Raw genomic sequence first — 19,233 nt, 5'->3', positions numbered from 1 at the left:
GAGCGGCATCCATCCACACACGCAGAAATTTTGTGACGCTCAAATATTTTATCTTGCGTTTCTCTCAAGACCGTGTTATAATAGCATTCGTTCGGGACGTAGCGCAGTTTGGTAGCGCGCTTCCTTGGGGTGGAAGAGGTCGTGGGTTCAAATCCCGTCGTTCCGACCATTGATGATGATAAGACCGCTGCTGGGGGCTGATGCCTTCAGCGGCGGTTTTTTTGATAAGGAGAAACCATGAGTATTTTGAATGTACAGCATGTATCGCACAGCTATGGCGGACGTGAGATTTTTGAAGATGTTTCCTTCCGACTGCTCAAGGGCGAGCATGTCGCCCTGGTCGGCGCGAACGGCGAGGGAAAGACGACGTTCCTCTCCATTCTGACGGGGAAGCTGACGCCGGATGCCGGTACCGTGGAATGGGCGCGGCGCACCTCCGTCGGCTATCTCGACCAGCATGCCTCGCTCGTGCCGGGCATGACGATTCGTGAGACGCTGCGCACGGCATTTGACACGATGATGCAGCAGGAGAAAGAGATGCTCGCGGCCTACGATAAGATGAGTGAGGCGACGCCCGAGGAGATGGAGCGTCTGTTGCAGGATGTCGGCGATATCCAGAACCTCCTGGAGGCGGGCGGCTATTACACGATCGACGCGCGCATCGAGGAGGTCGCAGGAGGGCTCGGACTGCGCGACGTGGGCCTGGAGCGGCGCGTTGATGAGCTTTCGGGCGGACAGCGAACGAAGGTACTGCTGACGAAACTCCTCCTGGAGAATCCGGACATCCTGATCCTCGATGAGCCGACGAATTATCTTGACGCCGAGCATATTGCCTGGCTCACGACGTATCTGCAGAACTATGAGAACGCGTTCATCCTCGTCTCGCATGACGTCCCGTTCCTCAATGCAGTCACGAATGTCATCTGGCATGTCGAGAATCTGAAGCTCACGCGCTATACGGGAAGCTATGAGCATTTCGAGGAAATGGCAGCGCTCAAGCGCAGGCAGGAGGCAGCGGCTTACGAGCGCCAGCAGGCGGAGATTGCGCGCGAGAAGGATTTCATCCAGCGCAACAAGGCGCGCGTTGCGACGCGCGGCATGGCGAACAGTCGCCAGAAGCGTCTTGACAAGATGGAGGTCCTCACGAAGCGCGCGCAGCGGCCGAAGGCGCACTTCCATTTCGATGTGGACAGGACGCCATCGCGGTTTGTGCTCGAGGCGAAACGACTGGTGCTCGGCTACGATACGCCGCTGACGACGCCCGTAGACATCCGCGTAGAGCGCGGCAGGAAGATCGCCATCCGCGGCACGAACGGACTGGGAAAATCGACGCTGCTCAAGACACTGCTCGGCATGCAGCCGCCGGTCTCCGGCACGGTGGAGCGCGGGGACTTTGTCTCCGTCGGTTATTTCGAGCAGGAGAGTCCTGCGGGGAATCAGAATACCGCGCTGGAGGAGTTTTGGCAGGCATATCCCGGCCGCTCGAACTTCGAGGTTCGCGCGGCGCTCGCTGCCTGCGGGCTGACCAATGAGCACATCACGACAAAGATGCTCGCGCTCTCCGGCGGCGAGGCGGCACGCGTGCGGCTCGCGAAGATCATTGAGCAGCCGGTCAACCTGCTCGTGCTCGATGAGCCCACGAATCATCTCGATGTCGAGGCGAAAAAGGAATTGCAGCGCGCCCTGCGCGAGTACAAAGGAACGCTGCTGCTCGTCTCCCACGAGCCGGAGTTCTACGAGGGCTGGGTCGATACTGTCTGGAATATCGAGCGCTGGACGACGAAGGTGGTCTGAGCCTGGAAGGTGTAGAAGGTGACAGGAGGTCAGATAAGCATGTCCATCGAGAAAGTGAAAGCATATTTTTCATCGCTGGGAGAAGCGGAGCGAATCCTGGAGTTTGCACAGTCTACGGCAACGGTCGAGCTGGCCGCGGAAGCGGTGGGCTGTACGCCGGGCATGATTGCCAAATCCCTGACGTTCCTCGTGGACGATGCGCCACTTCTCGTGGTGCTGGCCGGCGATGTGCGCGTGGACAACCACAAGTTCAAGGCGGCGTTTCATAGGAAAGGGCGCATGATTCCCTTTGACGCAGTGGAGGGTTATATCGGACACGCGCCGGGCGGCGTCTGTCCGTTCTGCCTCAAGGAAGGCGTTCCCGTGTACCTCGATGCCTCGCTCCGCCGCTTCGAGACAGTTTACCCGGCGGCTGGCAACGACCACAGCGCCATCCGACTGACACCGGAGGAACTCTATGCGTTCGCGGGGGCGGCGGGCTGGGTCGACATTGCCAAGACCGCACAATGATGTACCGCGCCCACTATTGACAGATGATATATGATTTGCTAGACTGAAAAAAGCGATGAAGAGGAGAAGTAGCGCTGCCGAAGCGAGGCCGTGAGGGTGTGAGACGGTCAGAGGCGTGAAGGGCACCTTGGAGCTTAGCTTACAACCGTAGAATTTGAGGTGGGCTCCCTTTTGAGGAGTCAATCAGGGTGGAACCGCGGAACTCGCAGCGACGAGTCTCGTCCCTGTAACGATTTTGTTGCAGGGCGGGGCTCTTTTTGTTTTGCCTTGCAAGCATTCAGCAGAGGAGATGTCCCTATGAAATTTCAGGAAATCATCCTGACGCTCAAGCAGTTCTGGAATGAGCAGGGCTGCATTCTCGGCGAGCCTTACGATGTGGAGAAGGGCGCCGGCACGATGAATCCCTCCACGTTCCTGCGTGTGCTCGGCCCGGAGCCGTGGCACGTCGCCTACGTCGAGCCGTCCCGCCGCCCGGCGGATGGCCGCTATGGAGACAACCCGAACCGCCTTTACCAGCACCACCAGTTCCAGGTCATCATGAAGCCGTCTCCGGACAATATCCAGGAGCTCTATCTTGCGAGCCTCGAGCGCCTCGGCATCGACCCGAAGCAGCATGACATCCGCTTCGTGGAAGACAACTGGGAGTCACCGACGCTCGGCGCTTGGGGACTTGGCTGGGAAGTCTGGCTCGACGGCATGGAGATCACGCAGTTCACGTATTTCCAGCAGGTCGGCAGCCAGGATGTGCGGCCTGTGGCATCGGAAATTACGTACGGCCTCGAGCGGCTCGCCATGTATATCCAAGGCGTCGAGAACGTCTATGATATCCAGTGGACGGACGATTATACGTATGGTGATGTGTTCCACCAGAATGAGTATGAGCAGTCCGTCTATGCGTTCGATCTCTCGGATGAGGCACTGCTCTTCGACCTCTTCGATAAGTACGAAAGGGAAGCGGTGCGCGTCATCGGCAAGGGGTATGTGCATCCGGCCTATGACTATGTTCTCAAGTGCTCGCATACGTTCAATCTCCTCGACGCGCGCGGTGCCATCAGCGCGACGCAGCGCGCGGCCTTCATCGGCCGCGTGCGCAAGCTCGCGCGTCTCTGCGCGGAGTGCTATCTGAAACAGCGTGAGGAGCTCGGCTATCCGATGCTTCACAGGGGGGAGAAGTAATATGGCGAAGGATTTATTACTCGAAATCGGCACGGAAGAAGTCCCGGCGCATGTGATGCCAGGCGTCCTTGCTCAGCTCAAGGAGCGCGCGGAAAAAGCGTTTCAGGAAAATCGCATCGCATTCGCGTCAGTGCGCACGCTCGGCACGCCGCGCCGCATGGCGCTGCTCGTAAAGGATCTCGCGGAAAAGCAGGCGGATGTCACGAGCGAGAACCGCGGCCCGTCGGTCAAGATCGCTTTTGACGCCGATGGCAAACCGACAAAAGCGGCGCAGGGCTTCGCACGCGGCCAGCATGTTGCGCCGGAGGATCTCGTGGAGAAGGACGGCTATGTCTACGCGGTCGTACATGAGACGGGCAAGGAGACGGCAGAGCTTCTGAAGACGCTCCTGCCGGAGCTCATCTGTGCGCTCTCGTTCCCGAACAACATGCGCTGGGGCAGTCTGGAGTTCAAGTTCATCCGTCCGATCCGCTGGCTCGTTGCGCTCTTTGATAGCGAAGTGATCCCGTTCGAGGTGGCCAATGTCATCTCCGGGCGCGTTTCGCGCGGTCATCGCTTCCTTTCCCAGGGAGACTTCTCGATTGCAAAGGCTGACGACTATGAGAAAGACTGCGAAGCGCAGTACATCATCGTCGATCCGGAGAAGCGCAAAGCGATGATCCGTGCGCAAATCGAGGCTGTCGCCAAGGAGAACGGTGGACGTGCGGAGATTACAGATGACCTGCTCGAAGAAGTGCTCTATCTCGTCGAGTACCCGACGGCGCTCTGCGGCCGGTTCGAGGAGAAGTACCTGCAGCTCCCGCCGGAGGCGGTCATCACGCCGATGCGCGATCATCAGCGGTATTTCCCGGTCAAGGATGATGCGGGCAAGCTCCTGCCGCTCTTCATCACCGTGCGCAACGGCGGCAAGGAATATCTCGAGACGGTCCAGCACGGCAATGAGCGCGTGCTGCGCGCCCGCCTGGCCGACGCGCAGTTCTTCTTTGATGAGGATCGCAAGAAGAGCCTCGAGGAACACCGCGACAAGCTCAAGACTGTTGTATTCCAGCAGGGGCTCGGTACGATGTACGAGAAGACGGAGCGCCTCGCGCAGCTCGCGGACTTCATCGCGGATGAAATCGGTGCCGATGAGAAGGCGCACAAGCACGCGAGACGCGCGGCACTCCTCTCAAAAGCAGATCTCGTGACGGGGATGGTCACGGAGTTCACAGAGCTCCAAGGCATCATGGGCCGCGAGTACGCAAAGCTTGACGGTGAGTGTGAGAAGGTCGCCATTGCCATTGATGAGCACTACATGCCACGCTTTGCAGGGGATGCGCAGCCGCAGACGACGGCGGGCCGCATTGTGAGCACGGCGGACAAGATTGATACGATCGTCGGTACGTTCCATCTCGGCAAGATTCCGACGGGCTCGCAAGATCCGTTCGCGCTGCGCCGCCAGGCACTCGGCCTCGTTCACATGGTGATTGAGGCGAAGTATCATCTGAGCATCTCGCGCCTCGTCGCGAAGGCCATGGATCTCTATGGTATCACGGAGGCGGAGGAGCGCGCGAAGATGCAGGCGGATGTGGCGGAATTCCTGCGTCTGCGCCTCCGAAATGTGCTTGAGGCCGAGCAAATTCGTTACGATGCCGCGGATGCTGTCCTCGGCGATGTCGATGACATCTATAACGTGCTTCTGCGTGCGCGCGCCGTGACCGCTTTTACTGGTCAGAAAGATGCTGCACAGTCGATGCAGGCTTTCGTCCGTGTCGCGAATATCGCGCGCAAGAGCGCCGCAGAGACGATTTATCCCGAGCGCTTTCATATTGCAGAGGAAATGGCGCTCTATCAGGCGTACACATCGACAAAAAGCGCAGTGGAAAGTCTTGTCAGCGGGGAAGATTTTGAGGGCGCAATCGATGCCCTCACCGAACTTGCTGCGCCAATCGACGCTTTCTTTGACAACGTCATGGTCATGGATAAGGATGAAGCAATAAAAGATAACCGTCTCGCGCTTCTGCGCGGTGTTGATGGCATCATCCGCGAGGTCGCAGACTTCACGAAGCTCGTCACGGCGTGAGAGAGGGCTATCCATGCAGCTTTTGAAAATGCCCTTGGGAAACGAAATGTTTTTCTCCTCAGAGCGGCAGGTGGCGGACGATGTGTTCGTGCATCTGGAAGAAAGCGCCGAGGGTTCGGCACATCATCTTGCGAAATGCGCCTCTGCGAGTTCTGCGGCTGTGGTGATGATCTACCAAGATCTTGGCTTCCGTGGATATTCCGCGTCCTAGGTGGGATACCTATCCTGCGAAGAACTCGCAGTGTCTCGTTGTGATGCATACAACGCGGAAGCAGAAGCGTAAGAGGGTTTTGCGCTGATCTTATTTACTAAAGCTGTATTTGCTTGAAAAAATTAAGGTAGAAAAGTATTATAATAAAAAGCAGATATCGTACCATTCTCAACAGTCGTTCTTTGCATAGAACGGCTGTTTTTGTACCACGGGACACATGAAGATCCACTGAGTGTTATGCGATGAGCTTGTTTCACTTGATCCGGTTTTCTTCTATGTCGTAGGTCAGTGTTTCTGCCACGGTTTCTTTTCCCTTTTCGATGCTGACGACGTGTCCGTAGAACGTCACGGTTTGCTCGTTCCAGTTGCAGCTCGCGCTTTCCGCACGGATAATGAGACCAGGGCGCTGCAGTGTGACACGGCCGAAGAGCACAGCAGCTGGTGTGAAGCCCTCAAGACAGACGGCATCTGCGGAGAAGTGTAAATCATCGCCGACATGCATCTGCACATTTCCCTGGCCCCAGATTTCGAGTTCCGTCGCACTGACCTGCGCGTCATCCATCTGTGTGATGCGGTTGCCGAAGATGACTGTGACATGCCCTATGAGGTGATATCTGCCAGTGGTTTCGTCAAATGTGGTGTTATCGGCGCTCACCGTTGGCTTTTGCGGTGCAGATACGGCTGCAACAGGAGGAATGAGGAAAAAGAATACGGACAGGAAAATCAATAAGAAATGGCATAAGCGTCGCATAATCGGTCATCCTCCTCAAGGAAGCGTTGATAATAAGAAGCTCCGTCAATCAGCAGCTTCTTAGCCTTTGAGAAACTGGCATGTCAAAAGGTGTATGGTATTTGCAAGATATATATAAATATTATATCACATTTGTTTTGGAAAGTATCGTGCCTCATTTGACGGTATTGTCCGTTGGCTTCGTATTGCAATTTTTACTGGAAACCTTATTGCGTGCATGATATAATTCAAAGGTCGGGGACTAGGATGATAGGGGTTCTCGCGGTCATAAGCTATATGATTTTGCGCCCCTTTATAGGGTTCTCGCTATTTTGCAAATTTCAGGCTAGAAGCCTGCGCGATACAGGGCGGTGTTTTCCATCAATACACAAGAGTCACTTGAACAGAAATCGAGCAAGGGCGAATCGTTTCTGAAGGGAACGTTCATCCTTACGATTGCCGGTTTTGTCGTCAAGGTTATCGGTTCCTTGAATTGGATTTTTGTTTCGCGGATTTTGGGCGGTGAGGGTATCGGCCTTTACCAGATGGCGTTTCCCATTTATTTTCTCGCGATGACGGTTTCCCAGGCCGGCGTGCCGGTAGCGATTTCCATCATTACGGCGGAACGTGTGGCCCTCAAAGATATCTGGGGGGCTAAGCGTGTCTTCCGCATTTCGATGACCTTCATGTTGCTCACTGGTATCATTTTTTCCGTGCTGACCTTTTTTGCGGCAGATTGGCTGATTGATTTCCATTTTATCCGCGATGCGCGCGCTAAGATGGCAGTACAGGTGCTGGCACCGACGGTCTTCTTTGTGACGCTGCTGGCGAGCTCCCGCGGCTACCTGCAGGGGTGGCAGCGGATGACGCCGACGGCTGTTTCCCAGATTGTCGAGCAGATTTTCCGCGTGGTTACGATGATCCTGCTCGCAGATCTCCTGCTGCCGTGGGGACTTGATTACGCGGCCGCTGGCGCATCGCTTGGCGCACTGGCGGGAGCGGTCACGGGACTCATCGTCCTCGTTTATTTCCATTGGAAACTCGACCGCGATATCGAGCGCGATTACGGCAAGGAACTTGCGCCACCGCCGGGAGGGGGGCAGGAGTCTGCTGCGAAAATCATGAAACGCATCTTCATGCTCTCTCTGCCGGTTTCCGCCTCGAGTCTCATGCTGCCAGTCGTCTCAAACCTCGATCTCATGATTGTTCCGCAGCGCTTGGAGGTTGCTGGATACAGTATCAATGAGGCGACGGAGTTGTTCGGCTATCTCACGGGCATGGCGGTGCCGCTGGTCAATCTCTCGACCATCCTCACGGCCTCCATGGCCATGAGCATCGTGCCAATCATCTCTGAAGCGCGCGCGCTCAAGCAGATGGGGCGCGTGTACTTACAGACGGCGGCGTCTGTCCGCATTTCCAATTTCGTCTGCTTCCCGGCCTTCATCGTTGTCTTTGTCCTCGCGACACCGATTGCTTCTTTGATATATAATGCGCCCGGAGCGGGACCTGCGGTGATGATTTCAGCGTTTTCGATTGTCCTGCTCGGTTTGCATCAGGTATCGACGGCCATCCTCCAGGGACTTGGCCATCCGACGATTCCGATGGTGAACATGATCTTGGCTGCGGCAGCGAAGGTCTTCCTGAACTGGAATCTTACGGCGATTCCCTGGCTGGGCATCATGGGGTCTGCCTGGGCTACGGCGGCTGATATGGGCGTTGCGGCGATTATCAACCTCTTTTTCATTTACAGGTTTATCGGGTATCGTATGGAGATGCCGCAGCTGATCAAGACGGTCGCCTCGTCTGCGGTGATGGCTGTGGCGGTTAAGGGGTTCTATGATTTCACCTTGAGTTGGTGGGGCATCGGTGCTGTTTCGACGTTCGGGGCTGTATTCTTCGGCTGTTTTGTCTACATTTTCGTAATGATACTCATCGGCGGCATTCTGGAAGAGGATATGCAGCGGATTCCTATGATCGGCCGTTACAGCATCCGCTTTTTACGCGCCATCGGCGTGTTCAAGGCGAAAAAAGAAACCGCAGAAAATGCGGCGCAGGAGGATGTGGAAAAATGAAACGTCTTGTTCTCGCTTATAATCCTGTGTCTGGGCACGCGGCGTTCAAGCGGAAGCTAGACTGGATCATCAAGGAATTTCAGAAGCGCAACTGCATGGTGATTCCATATCGTACGCTTCGGCATAACCACCATTTTCATGAATTTGTTCGTGAGGCCGCACCGGATGGCATTATCGCGGCCGGTGGTGATGGCACGGTGCATGAGATTGTGAATCTCGTGATGCGGCACGGGATTTCCCTGCCTATCGGCATCATTGGCAGCGGCACGTCGAATGATTTCGCGACGTATCTGCACATCAATGATGATTTTGATGCTTATTTTGATGCCATTGCTATGGGTAGCACGCGCGCGGTAGACCTCGGGCGCGTGGGGGAGGAATATTTCATCAATGTGGCGAGCGCGGGGATGATGACAGGCATTGCGCATGAGGTGCCCTCACGTCTCAAGAATGCGTTGGGAAAATTCGCGTATTATTTGCGCGGCATCGGCGAGCTGCCTAAGATGCGTGCCATGCAGTTCCATGTGAAAGCGGATGGCAGGGAATATGACTTCGACGGCTATCTTTTCGTCATCGTCAACAGTGCGACAGTAGCGAGTCTGCATGACGTCGCCCCCTGCGCTGCCATCGATGATGGAATGCTGGATTTTCTAGCCATCCGCAAGGGAAATGTACCGCAGCTCATGCGCGTGGGTACCGAGCTGCTAGCTGGTCATTCTGTACTGGAGAATCCGCATATATTGCATATCCAGGCGAGTAGCTTCGAGGTAACATCGGATGCGCCGCTGGTAAGCGATCTCGACGGTGAGGCAGGGCCGGCACTGCCGCTCAAAGTAGAGACAGTGCCGCGGGCTGTGCAGGTTTTCTGCTTTACCTAATCGGCAGTTCAGGAGTTTTTATCAGAAGTTTTTTCTATGTGATGTGTGCTGATGCGGGGAGATTCGAGATAATCACGGCTGGCGAGATCAGGCTGTGGCAATGTGAGTTCCCGCAGTTCGGTGGCGCGCAGATCTAAACATAACATGCGTTGAAGCGGCGATAAGTCTTTCAGGGGCTTTCGCCGCTCCTTGTCGTTCAGGTAGTTACCGATTTTCGTGAGGATGGGCAGGCGCGCAGTGCGCTTGGCAGCATGCAGCAAGGAGGTGCCGGAGCCTGCTTTTGCGGCAAGCACCCGTAGATAGGCTGGACCGCAGGTGGCGCAATATTTGGCTTCTCTCTGCGTGAAGCCCATGAGGATATGGAGTAGTATGCGCGAGAGGCTACTGAAAGGATAGCGCCGCGTACCCAGGTGATAAAGACATTCCTGCCAACTGGTAGCGATGTGGACAGCGCGGAGCAAGCGATGCTCCAGCCCTTCGCGCATGTCAGCGGTATTTTGTAAGTCGCACTCCGCCATCACGTGCAATCTGGCGAGCAATGCGCGATACAGAAACTCTTGCTGTGGGTAGCGCGATGGGAAAATACTTTTCAGCATAACGAGCGTGTTTTGTGGCATGACTTCAGCAAGCACCTTCCAATCGGGGGGAGTTGTGGCAAAAGGTGCTGGCAGATTCGCATGTGTGAGCTCTGAACGGATTCCTGAGGCGCTGGCATAGCAACAGGAAAGTGCCTGTTCATGATAGCCAGCGCCACAGCGCGGAATGAGGAGGGGCTGCAGGCCGGGAGCGAACTGGCGGATTGCGCGCAGGTATTCGATGGCGAGAATGTTGTTTGGCTGGTGCACGAGGTCGCCACAGTCTGGGAAAGATGCGGTGAGTGCTGAAGTGAGTGCCGCGGCATACGGGAGGCCGCCCGTAATTCCCATATGGAGCGCCGCCTGGATCTCAGGCGAATCGATGGTGTGCGCAATGGCTGAGAGTGTGGCGAGATGGTCTGTCTCTGCACCGAAGGCGAGATGTGTCGCACAGCCGAGAGCAGAGAGCATTCTGACGCCACCTGCGGCGAAGTGCTGCGCACTCCGGCAAGCGAAGGCGTAGGGGAGTTCTAGTACGAGGTCGCTGCCGTTCTCGACGGCGAGTTCGGCACGCTGCCATTTGTCGAGGATGGCAGCCTCCCCGCGTTGCGTGAAGCTGCCGCTCATGATGGTGACGATCTGTGCCCTAGGAAATTGTGCTCTGACGCGTCTGATCTGATAGGCGTGGCCGTTATGGAAGGGATTGTACTCGGCAATGATGCCGATGACAGGGGATGTAAACATAAATACCTCCGAAGGGGATGCATGATGAGAGAGGTAGAAACGCCTCATAACGTAAGAAAGCTGTGCAAAAGCATTGCTTTTGCACAGCTTTCTTTGTCTAGAAGGATGGGGATGCACTTGTTGGCAGGGTGTCGCTGTGATACAGCAGTTTCGCTTTGAGTTCACGGTATTTTCGCGTGTAGTACGGGCCGTCCTGCGCTTCCCTGTGATCGAAGCCATAGGCGCGGCGGCTCACAGCGAGGATGGGGGGAGCCTGAATGCGTTTGGCGATAGCCATGCCAGAAAAGAGGTTCCACCAGCGCTCGAGGTCCTCGATAAATGCTTGGGCAGTGGGGAAATATTTCTGCACGAGGCCAGGGGAGCAGCCGAGATTTTCCTCGACCGTTCCCTGCGTGTACCAAGTCAGCAGGTCCTCCGGCGTAGCCTTCTGCCAGCGCTCGATGAAGGAACGGAAGAGATAATCGTGATACGGATAACGGATAGGATCGCCCTTTCCCTCATCTACGTTTTGCGCGCTGGAGAGCTCTGCGCTCGGGACGATATCGATGATGCCTTGCGGGATGACTTCCCGGGCGTAGATAGTATCGTTCAGGTAGTGTGCGAGCTCGTAGACCTGGTGCTTCCAAAGATCAGCAAGCGCCGCGAGGAATCCCGACTGATCGCCATAGAGTGTGGAGTAGCCTACCGTCGTCTCCGCTTTGTTGGCATTGCAGGTAAAGCCGCCCCCGAAGGCGGCCGCGGCACCTGCAAGCACGCGCGCGCTGCGGTCGCGCGCCTGGATGTTCTCCATGACAAAGGATGAAACATGCAGGTGATGTGCTGACTTGTCTGCGAGATTGGTGACGGGGAGCGTTTCCAGCTGTTCTTTTGTAAGGTCGACAGATTCCTGAATAGGGACGATCATATACTGACAGCCGAGATTCTCCGCCAGTTGTTCGGAGAGGCTGCGCGTTGTCTTTGAGTTGAAGACGCTCGGCATATTGACGAGCAATAGATTCTCCGGGGCGATGATCTTGGCATAGAGCGCAGCGGCCACCGCGGAATCGATGCCGCCCGAGATACCAATCACGACTTTCTTCATGTGGATGCCAGTGAGGAATTCGCGGATGCCATAGGTGAGTGCCCGGTAGATATGCGCGATGGCAGGCGCGTGTTCCTGCGTGACCTCCGGCAGTGCGTCAATATGCGCAAGCTCTGTGCAGCATAGTGTTTCCTCGTAAGCAGGGCAGACGCTGATGACGCGCCCGTTCGCGTTATAGACAGTACTGGAACCATCGAAGGTGTAGATGGTCTTGCCGTTGTTCTGCAGGCCGATGTTGTTGACGTAGAAAAGCGGCGTATGCGCAGCCTTCGCTTCCGCGCCGAAGACGCGGTTGCGTTTCTCGTTCTTGCCCAGCGTATAGGGGGAGGCGGAGATGTTGACGAAGAAGTCGATATCGTGGTGGCGATTGAGCTCAGTGAGCGGCGTCAGGCTGTAGTCGTCGCTCCAGCCGTCCTCGCAGAGCAGACCGCCGATGCGATACCGCTCTCCGTGGATGTCGAGCGTCAGCGGGGAGAGGAGACGCTCTGCCGTCGTGCCGATCTCCCGCGCGAGCTTCTGGAGGCTGAAAAAATGACGGGTATCATCGAACTCACGATAGTTTGGCAGCAGCGTCTTGATGATAAAGGGGTACGGCATGTTGTCCGGTGCGATGAGACGACCATTCTGGGCGCAGAAGAGCGCATTGTATTTGCGCACGCGGCCGTCATTGTTCTTCTTTTCCCAGTCGATGGCAACGTTGCCGAACAGGATGACAATGCCCTCGGCAGCGCGGATGATGTCGGCGCCGTAGCTCTCGCAGTCGCGCAGAAAAGCGGGCTGCTCCCATGTATCGCCGAGCAGGTATCCCGGGATGCACATCTCCGGAAAGATGATGACATCAGCCTTCTTTTGCTTGGCTTCAGCGATCATCTGCAGCATACGTTCCGCGTTTTTATCTGGGTGACCGGGCGAAACCTTCATCTGTGCCATCGCGATGTTCAACATAGAAATACACCTCTTGAGTTACATTTTTACAGATGTTATAATAGTAGCTGTCTATCCCCTGGGAGACGCCATTTGTGCGGGATCATCAGCGTGAAGGATCGTACGCACTGCGTTTGACATTGTGCGTCGCTAAGATGCGATGCCATTTTGTACGGACAGCGTCGGCTGCACCTGTGCCAGAAACTGTGGGCTGGGACGCAGGATGATGGAATCATTCTACCATATTTCCTATCATTATAAAAGAGAGGCGATTTTTTTGAAGTATATCAGTACGCGCGGCGGCGGGGAGAGGCTTTCCTCTGCCGAGGCAATTATTCAGGGGCTGTCGGCCAATGGTGGTCTCTTCGTTCCAGAGGAACTTCCTGCTGTGGACGCGGCATTCATCCAAGGACTGGTTTCCCTTTCTTATGAGGAGCGTGCGGTGGCTGTCCTGCAGCAATTCCTCACGGACTACACCGAAGAAGAGTTGTGCGGCTGTGTGACGCGTGCCTATGGCATGGGAAAATTCGATACGGAGCGCAAGGCGCCTACGAAAATGTTTGATGACTGCAGCGTGCTGGAACTCTGGCACGGTCCGACGAGCGCTTTCAAGGATATGGCGCTGCAGCTCCTGCCGCAGCTGCTGCAGACGGCTCTCGCGAAGACGGGAGAAACGGCGGATGTTCTGATTCTCGTAGCGACGTCGGGCGACACAGGAAAAGCGGCGCTTGAAGGCTTCCGCGATGTCGCGCAGACGAAGATCATGGTGTTCTACCCACAGGGCGGTGTCAGCCGGATCCAGGGCCTGCAGATGCTGACGCAGGAAGGCGGCAATGTGAATGTCACGGCCGTGCGCGGCAACTTCGATGACGCGCAGAGCGGCGTGAAGCGTATCTTCAGTGATGCGGCGTTTGGCGAAGAGCTCGCGTCGCATGGCGTGAAGCTTTCCTCTGCAAATTCCATCAACTGGGGGCGTCTCGTGCCGCAGATCGTCTATTACTTCAGTGCGTATGCGGATTTGCTCGCGGCGGGACGCATCGCGTATGGCGACGAGGTGAATTTCTGCGTGCCGACAGGGAACTTCGGCGATATCCTTGCGGGATATTACGCGAAGCGCATGGGTTTGCCGGTCGGCCGCCTGATCTGTGCCTCCAACCGAAATAATGTCCTGACGGAGTTCCTGCGCACAGGGACGTATAATCGCAAGCGCGAGTTCTTCAAGACCATTACGCCTTCCATGGATATCCTGATCTCGAGTAATCTGGAGCGCTTGCTCTATCATGCAGCGGGGAACGCGGAACAGGTCGCAGCCTGGATGCGGCAGCTGGCGGAGCAAGGGAGCTACACCATCAGCAAAGAGCTGCTGGCGAATATCCAGAAGACCTTCTGGGCTGATTGGGCGGATGATGAAGCAACGAAAGCGACCATCAGGAAGGCCTATGAGACGAAGCACTATATCCCGGATACCCACACAGCTGTCGCGTGGCGTGTCGCAGAGAATTATCAAAAGCAGACCGCAGATCGGCGGGAGATGGTCGTTGTCTCGACAGCTAGCCCGTATAAATTCAACGGGAGCGTCCTGACAGCACTCGGCGTCTCGACCGATGGCATGGATGAGTTTTCCATGCTCGACAAGCTGCAAGAGCTCAATGACAATCCGATTCCCCGTGGTCTGGCTTCTCTGCGGGACAAGGCGGTGCGCCATCACGATGTATGCGCCCGCGACGAGATGAAAAATTTTGTCGCTGCGTTTGCGAAACAATAAGGAATAAATAAGACCACAGTCGAAACAACTATAACACTTCCGAATTATAACAACATAATCGAGCAGAATGGAACTTGACTTGGTGTTATATAATATGCGTTTGCGCACGGATGTGAATGAAATCTGCATTATATGAGCGAATCAAATGAGCTTGTGAAATCCTTGACATTTATGACACGATAAGTTAAGATAATACCGGTGTGGGGAGAAAACCACAAGAAGGCAGACTCCCGCGAGGGCACTAGTTGATTTTCAATGAAAGAGGTTGAAAGCAAATGGCAAATGTCGATCTTAGCCAGTACGGAATCACTGGCGTAACGGAAATCCTCCACAATCCTTCTTACAAGGTTCTCTTCGAAGAAGAGACGAAGGATGGCCTGACGGGCTACGAGAAGGGTCAGGTCTCTGAGCTGGGTGCCGTTGATGTTAAGACCGGTATCTTCACGGGCCGTTCCCCGAAGGACAAATTCATCGTCGATGATGAGACGTCCCATGACACGGTTTGGTGGGATAGCGAAGCATACCATAACGATAACCACAAGGCCACGAAAGAGGCTTGGGCTGCTGTTAAGGATATCGCAAAGAAAGAGCTTTCCAATAAGCGCCTCTTCGTCGTTGATGGTTTCTGCGGCGCGAACAAGAACACGCGCATGGCAGTTCGTTTCATCGTTGAGGTTGCTTGGCAGGCTCATTTCGTGACGAACATGTTCATCAAGCCGACTGAGGAAGAGCTCGAGAACTTCAAGCCGGACTTCGTCGTGTTCAATGCCTCCAAGGCAAAGGTCGAGAACTACAAGGAACTCGGTCTGCATTCCGATACGGCTGTCGTTTTCAACCTTACGGAGCGCCAGCAGGTCATCATCAACACTTGGTACGGCGGCGAGATGAAGAAGGGCATGTTCTCCATGATGAACTACTTCCTCCCGCTCAAGGGCATCGCTGCGATGCATTGCTCCGCCAACACGGATAAGCAGGGCAAGAATACGGCAATCTTCTTCGGCCTTTCCGGCACGGGCAAGACGACGCTCTCCACGGATCCGAAGCGCCTGCTCATCGGCGATGACGAGCACGGCTGGGATGATGACGGCATCTTCAACTTCGAGGGCGGCTGCTACGCAAAGGTCATCAATCTCGATATGGAGTCCGAGCCGGATATCTACGGCGCCATCAAGCGCAACGCACTCCTCGAGAACGTCGTGCTCGACGAGAACGGCAAGATCGACTTTGCGGATAAATCCATCACGGAGAACACGCGTGTGTCTTATCCGATCGATCACATCAAGAGCACGGTCAAGGATTTCGTCAACGACCGCAGCGCTGCACCGGCCGCGAAGAGCGTTATCTTCCTCGCAGCAGATGCGTTCGGTGTGCTGCCGCCGGTTTCCATCCTGACGCCGGAGCAGATGCAGTACTACTTCCTTTCTGGCTTCACGTCCAAGCTCGCTGGTACGGAGCGCGGCATCACGGAGCCGACGCCGACGTTCTCCGCTTGCTTCGGCCAGGCATTCCTCGAGCTGCCGCCGACGAAGTATGCTGAGGAGCTCGTAAAGCGCGTCAAGGCGAACGGCACGAAGGCATATCTCGTCAACACGGGCTGGAACGGCTATGGCAAGCGCATCTCCATCAAGGATACGCGCGGCATCATCGACGCCATCCACAGCGGTGCCATCACGAAGGCTCCGACGAAGAAGATCCCGTACTTCAACCTCGAGATTCCGACGAAGCTCGAAGGCGTTGCGACGGAGGTCCTCGATCCGAAGGATACGTACAAGGATCCTTCCAAGTCCAAGTGGGATTACAAGGATGCGTCCGAGTGGGATGCGCGCGCAAAGCACCTCGCTCAGATGTTCATCGACAACTTCGCCAAGAAGTACACGGATACGGCAGCAGGCAAGGCTCTCGTAGCAGCCGGCCCGCAGCTCTGATTCTGCGCCATTTGCTCATCATAGCAAAGAGCCCCCTTTGGGGGCTCTTTTTTGTGCGGTGGATCATGCGTTTGGTTCTTTGCCAGATGTTGCATAGGTTTTAGGAAATCATCGCGTCGGTGCTGTTTTCATATCAGCGGTTCTCTGATATAATATTCTCCGTATGCAGGGGAGGAACCCGCATAAGTGAGGAGCGAGGATATGCGGAGAATCATCGTCATTGCGTTGTGTGTTTATCTGCTGATGATCGCGGCAGGTACAGGTGTTTATCTTTATCTGGGAGATACCACGAAAAAGGCGCCGCCGCCAGCACTGAAAGCGAGTGATACAGCGCCGGCGTCGGGGAAAGCCGCGGAGAAAAAATCGGCAGGTGCTGCCAGGCAGCAGCGGGCGGATGCACTGCGCAGTGAAATGAAGTGTGTTGACCGCAAGGGAATCACGCTTTATACGTTCGACTATCCCAAAAAGCCGGAGCCGGGTGTGTACTTGCGACCGTTCGTTGTTTCAGATGGCATGGCGTATGAGCTGAAATTCGATGTGTACTATTTTTATGATATTGATGATGCGCAGAAGACGGCGTGGATTCACGGCGATGCCCTTGAGATCACAACGGACAGCGGTGTGCATACGCTGTTTTTTTCCTCGCGGGATCGCAGGGATAAGATGGCGATGGACGCCCAGGACCTTGCCGAGAACTACGTTCATACGGCAACGAGGGAGGAAGAGTCGCTGCTGGAGGAGATTGGTGCCTCACAGCATGTATCGCTACGCTATTATCAGCAGGAGAGCGGCCTGGGGCGCTCGCAGCACCTTTCGAGAGAAGAGATTCATAGAATACACGATATGGTAGAGTTTTATCACCTGGAAAAACAGGAGGGAGAGCAGTGAAAATACTTGCTGTGGATGATGATGATTCCATTCGTGAGCTTCTGACGCTCCAGCTGACCCGGCATGGGTATGAGGTATTGACAGCGGCTGACGGCGCAGAGGCGATGGCGAAAGCGCCGCAGGCAGACTTCATTCTTCTGGATCTCATGCTGCCGAAGCTTGACGGCTTTGAAGTCTGTCGGCGTTTGAAATCGGTTGAGAAGACAAAGGATATCCCCATCATCATGCTGACGGCGAAGGCTGAGGAGATCGACACGGTCTTGGGACTGGAGCTCGGTGCGGATGATTACCTTGCCAAGCCGTTTTCGATGCGCGAGCTTTTGGCCCGCATCAAGGCGGTGCAGAGACGCAGTCAGCCAAAGCAGCAGGAACAACAGCTCGCGCTTCGCCTCGGCGATCTGATGATGGATTTTGCTGCGTACAGTGTCAAGCTGAAGGGGAAGGAACTGTCTCTGACGCCTAAGGAATATGAACTTTTGAAGCTCTTCCTGACACATATTGGCCGGGCGTACTCGCGCGATGAGCTGCTGACACGCATCTGGGGGTATGAGTATTATGGCGACACACGGACGGTCGATGTGCATGTGCGCCATTTGCGCAGCAAGCTCGCGGCCGCTCCCGATATTGCTGATGCGATTGAGACGGTGCGCGGCGTTGGCTATCGCTTCCAATATGATGATCCGTCGTGAACGGATGTTTGGCTGTAATGATTGAAAAGCAGGTGCATGAAAATGAAAGACTTGATTTCTCCCGCAATCCACGAAACGACGCAAGCGATTCTTGCTGATTACGATCAGGGCCGGTCGATTGATAAACTCGATGTATTCAACCAGCCTGATACGAAAGTAATCTATGAGTTGATCAATGAACTCGTGCGCATCGCCTATCCAGGGTTTTCTAAGGATAAGCACTACCGGATCTATGACATCCGCAACAATCTGTCCATGGTCATCGAGGATGTAGCGTTTCGGTTGAACAAGCAGATTTCCATCGCGCTGCGCTATGGGAAGGCCTCGGATGATAAGAAATTGGAAGAGACGAGAGAACAGTCTCAGCGGATCACGCTGAAGTTTCTGCAGCAGATTCCCTCCATCCGAGAATATCTCGCGACGGATGTTGCCGCGGTATTCGATGGCGATCCCGCGGCGGAGAGTGCGGATGAGATCATATTTGCTTATCCTGGGCTTTATGCCATCACGATTTATCGTTTCGCTCACGTTCTCTATCAGCTGCAAGTGCCGGTGATTCCCCGCATCATGACAGAGCTCGCACACAGCAAGACGGGTATCGATATTAATCCGGGAGCGACCATCGGCAAATATTTCATGATCGACCATGGCACAGGTATCGTCATTGGCGAGACGACGGAGATCGGCGAGCACGTCAAGATTTATCAGGGCGTGACGCTCGGCGCGTTATCGACATCTGGCGGGCGCAAGCTGTTCAACAAGAAGCGCCATCCGACCATTGCTGATTACGTCACGATCTATTCTGGCGCCTCGATTCTTGGTGGCGATACCGTCATCGGGAAGGGGGCTGTCATCGGCGGCAATGTCTTCTTGACGAAATCGATTGCCGCTGGCACGAAGGTGAGCGTCAAGAACCAGGAACTGCGTTTCAATAAGGATCACAAGGAAATCCAGGAAGTTGAGGCCGATCCCGATGCTGCTTGGTTTTATATCATATAAGTGCGGTGAGTGGCTGCAACGAAACGCGGATCTCATCTGCTTTGCAACTCAAATACATTCTGCAGGTTGACTACTAATGGGATGCATGGTTTCTTATGGAGAAGGAGCCATGCATTTTTCTTATGTAAATCCCCAAGAACGCAAGCCGCAGGCGCAGCGTGATTGGTTGGATTTACTGTAAGGGCGATGCACAATGTCCACGAAGTGGAC

General features: G+C 55.3%; 15 protein-coding genes and 1 tRNA gene. 13 read left to right on the top strand and 3 right to left on the bottom strand.

Features of this window, described 5'->3' with window-relative positions; all coding sequences use genetic code 11:
- The first annotated feature begins 92 nt into the window (after positions 1-92).
- The 6 genes from F599_RS0102975 to F599_RS0102950 all read left to right on the top strand — a co-directional run bounded on the left by F599_RS0102975 (position 93) and on the right by F599_RS0102950 (position 5,753).
- Positions 93-169: transfer RNA gene (locus F599_RS0102975), tRNA-Pro, on the top strand.
- 68 nt (positions 170-237) lie between these two features.
- Positions 238-1,794 (top strand): ABC-F family ATP-binding cassette domain-containing protein, encoded by a 1,557-nt coding sequence (locus F599_RS0102970; RefSeq protein WP_020700470.1) that lies wholly within the window; start codon positions 238-240, stop codon positions 1,792-1,794.
- A gap of 39 nt (positions 1,795-1,833) precedes the next feature.
- Entirely contained in the window at positions 1,834-2,304 is a 471-nt protein-coding gene (locus F599_RS0102965) for a YbaK/EbsC family protein (RefSeq protein WP_019542045.1), read from the top strand.
- Between the two features lie 297 nt (positions 2,305-2,601).
- Positions 2,602-3,480: a glycine--tRNA ligase subunit alpha gene (gene glyQ, locus F599_RS0102960; protein WP_019542044.1), complete on the top strand. Its 879-nt coding sequence runs from the start codon at positions 2,602-2,604 to the stop codon at positions 3,478-3,480.
- A 1-nt stretch (position 3,481) separates the two neighbouring features.
- Positions 3,482-5,542 carry a glycine--tRNA ligase subunit beta gene (glyS, locus tag F599_RS0102955; RefSeq protein ID WP_019542043.1) on the top strand — a complete coding sequence of 687 codons (2,061 nt, stop codon included), beginning with the start codon at positions 3,482-3,484 and terminating at the stop codon, positions 5,540-5,542.
- A gap of 13 nt (positions 5,543-5,555) precedes the next feature.
- Positions 5,556-5,753, top strand: a complete 198-nt coding sequence (locus F599_RS0102950) for a hypothetical protein (protein WP_019542042.1) — start codon at positions 5,556-5,558, stop codon at positions 5,751-5,753.
- Between the two features lie 253 nt (positions 5,754-6,006).
- Here F599_RS0102950 and F599_RS0102945 read toward each other — a convergent pair whose 3' ends face one another.
- The gene (locus tag F599_RS0102945; protein ID WP_019542041.1) at positions 6,007-6,504 is read right to left on the bottom strand and encodes an LptA/OstA family protein; all 498 of its coding nucleotides are present in this window, start codon (positions 6,502-6,504) and stop codon (positions 6,007-6,009) included.
- Positions 6,505-6,854: 350 nt separating this feature from the next.
- On the opposite strand from F599_RS0102945, the gene F599_RS0102940 reads away from it, so the two are divergent.
- Together F599_RS0102940 and F599_RS0102935 are read left to right on the top strand one after the other, a co-directional pair.
- Positions 6,855-8,555, top strand: coding sequence for a putative polysaccharide biosynthesis protein (locus tag F599_RS0102940; protein WP_019542040.1), 1,701 nt, complete (start codon positions 6,855-6,857; stop codon positions 8,553-8,555).
- On the top strand, positions 8,552-9,433 hold the full coding sequence (locus tag F599_RS0102935; RefSeq protein ID WP_019542039.1) for a diacylglycerol/lipid kinase family protein: 882 nt from the start codon (positions 8,552-8,554) through the stop codon (positions 9,431-9,433). The genes F599_RS0102940 and F599_RS0102935 overlap by 4 nt, the downstream gene beginning before the upstream one ends.
- A gap of 8 nt (positions 9,434-9,441) precedes the next feature.
- Here the strand turns inward: F599_RS0102935 and F599_RS13465 are convergent, their stop codons facing one another.
- Complete coding sequence (locus F599_RS13465; protein ID WP_019542038.1) at positions 9,442-10,752, bottom strand: tRNA(Met) cytidine acetate ligase; 1,311 nt, start codon at positions 10,750-10,752, stop codon at positions 9,442-9,444.
- A gap of 97 nt (positions 10,753-10,849) precedes the next feature.
- A complete protein-coding gene (gene nadE, locus F599_RS13460) occupies positions 10,850-12,778 on the bottom strand; it encodes an NAD(+) synthase (protein ID WP_019542037.1) in 1,929 nt (642 codons plus the stop codon).
- A gap of 205 nt (positions 12,779-12,983) precedes the next feature.
- Between nadE and thrC the strand changes: the two genes are divergently transcribed.
- The 5 genes from thrC (at position 12,984) to F599_RS0102900 (ending at position 19,023) form a co-directional block, all read left to right on the top strand.
- Complete coding sequence (gene thrC / locus F599_RS0102920) at positions 12,984-14,522, top strand: threonine synthase (protein WP_019542036.1); 1,539 nt, start codon at positions 12,984-12,986, stop codon at positions 14,520-14,522.
- 275 nt (positions 14,523-14,797) lie between these two features.
- Complete coding sequence (pckA, locus tag F599_RS0102915; protein ID WP_019542035.1) at positions 14,798-16,447, top strand: phosphoenolpyruvate carboxykinase (ATP); 1,650 nt, start codon at positions 14,798-14,800, stop codon at positions 16,445-16,447.
- Between the two features lie 201 nt (positions 16,448-16,648).
- On the top strand, positions 16,649-17,335 hold the full coding sequence (locus F599_RS0102910; RefSeq protein ID WP_019542034.1) for a hypothetical protein: 687 nt from the start codon (positions 16,649-16,651) through the stop codon (positions 17,333-17,335).
- Entirely contained in the window at positions 17,332-18,024 is a 693-nt protein-coding gene (locus F599_RS0102905) for a winged helix-turn-helix domain-containing protein (protein ID WP_019542033.1), read from the top strand. Before F599_RS0102910 ends, F599_RS0102905 begins: the two co-directional genes overlap by 4 nt.
- Positions 18,025-18,066: 42 nt before the next feature.
- Positions 18,067-19,023 carry a serine O-acetyltransferase gene (locus F599_RS0102900; RefSeq protein WP_020700468.1) on the top strand — a complete coding sequence of 319 codons (957 nt, stop codon included), beginning with the start codon at positions 18,067-18,069 and terminating at the stop codon, positions 19,021-19,023.
- Positions 19,024-19,233: the final 210 nt, after the last annotated feature.

It is taken from the genome of Selenomonas bovis DSM 23594 (genome assembly GCF_000381005.1).
GTDB lineage: Bacteria > Bacillota > Negativicutes > Selenomonadales > Selenomonadaceae > Selenomonas_C > Selenomonas_C bovis.
This window is presented reverse-complemented; position numbering and strand designations above follow the sequence as displayed.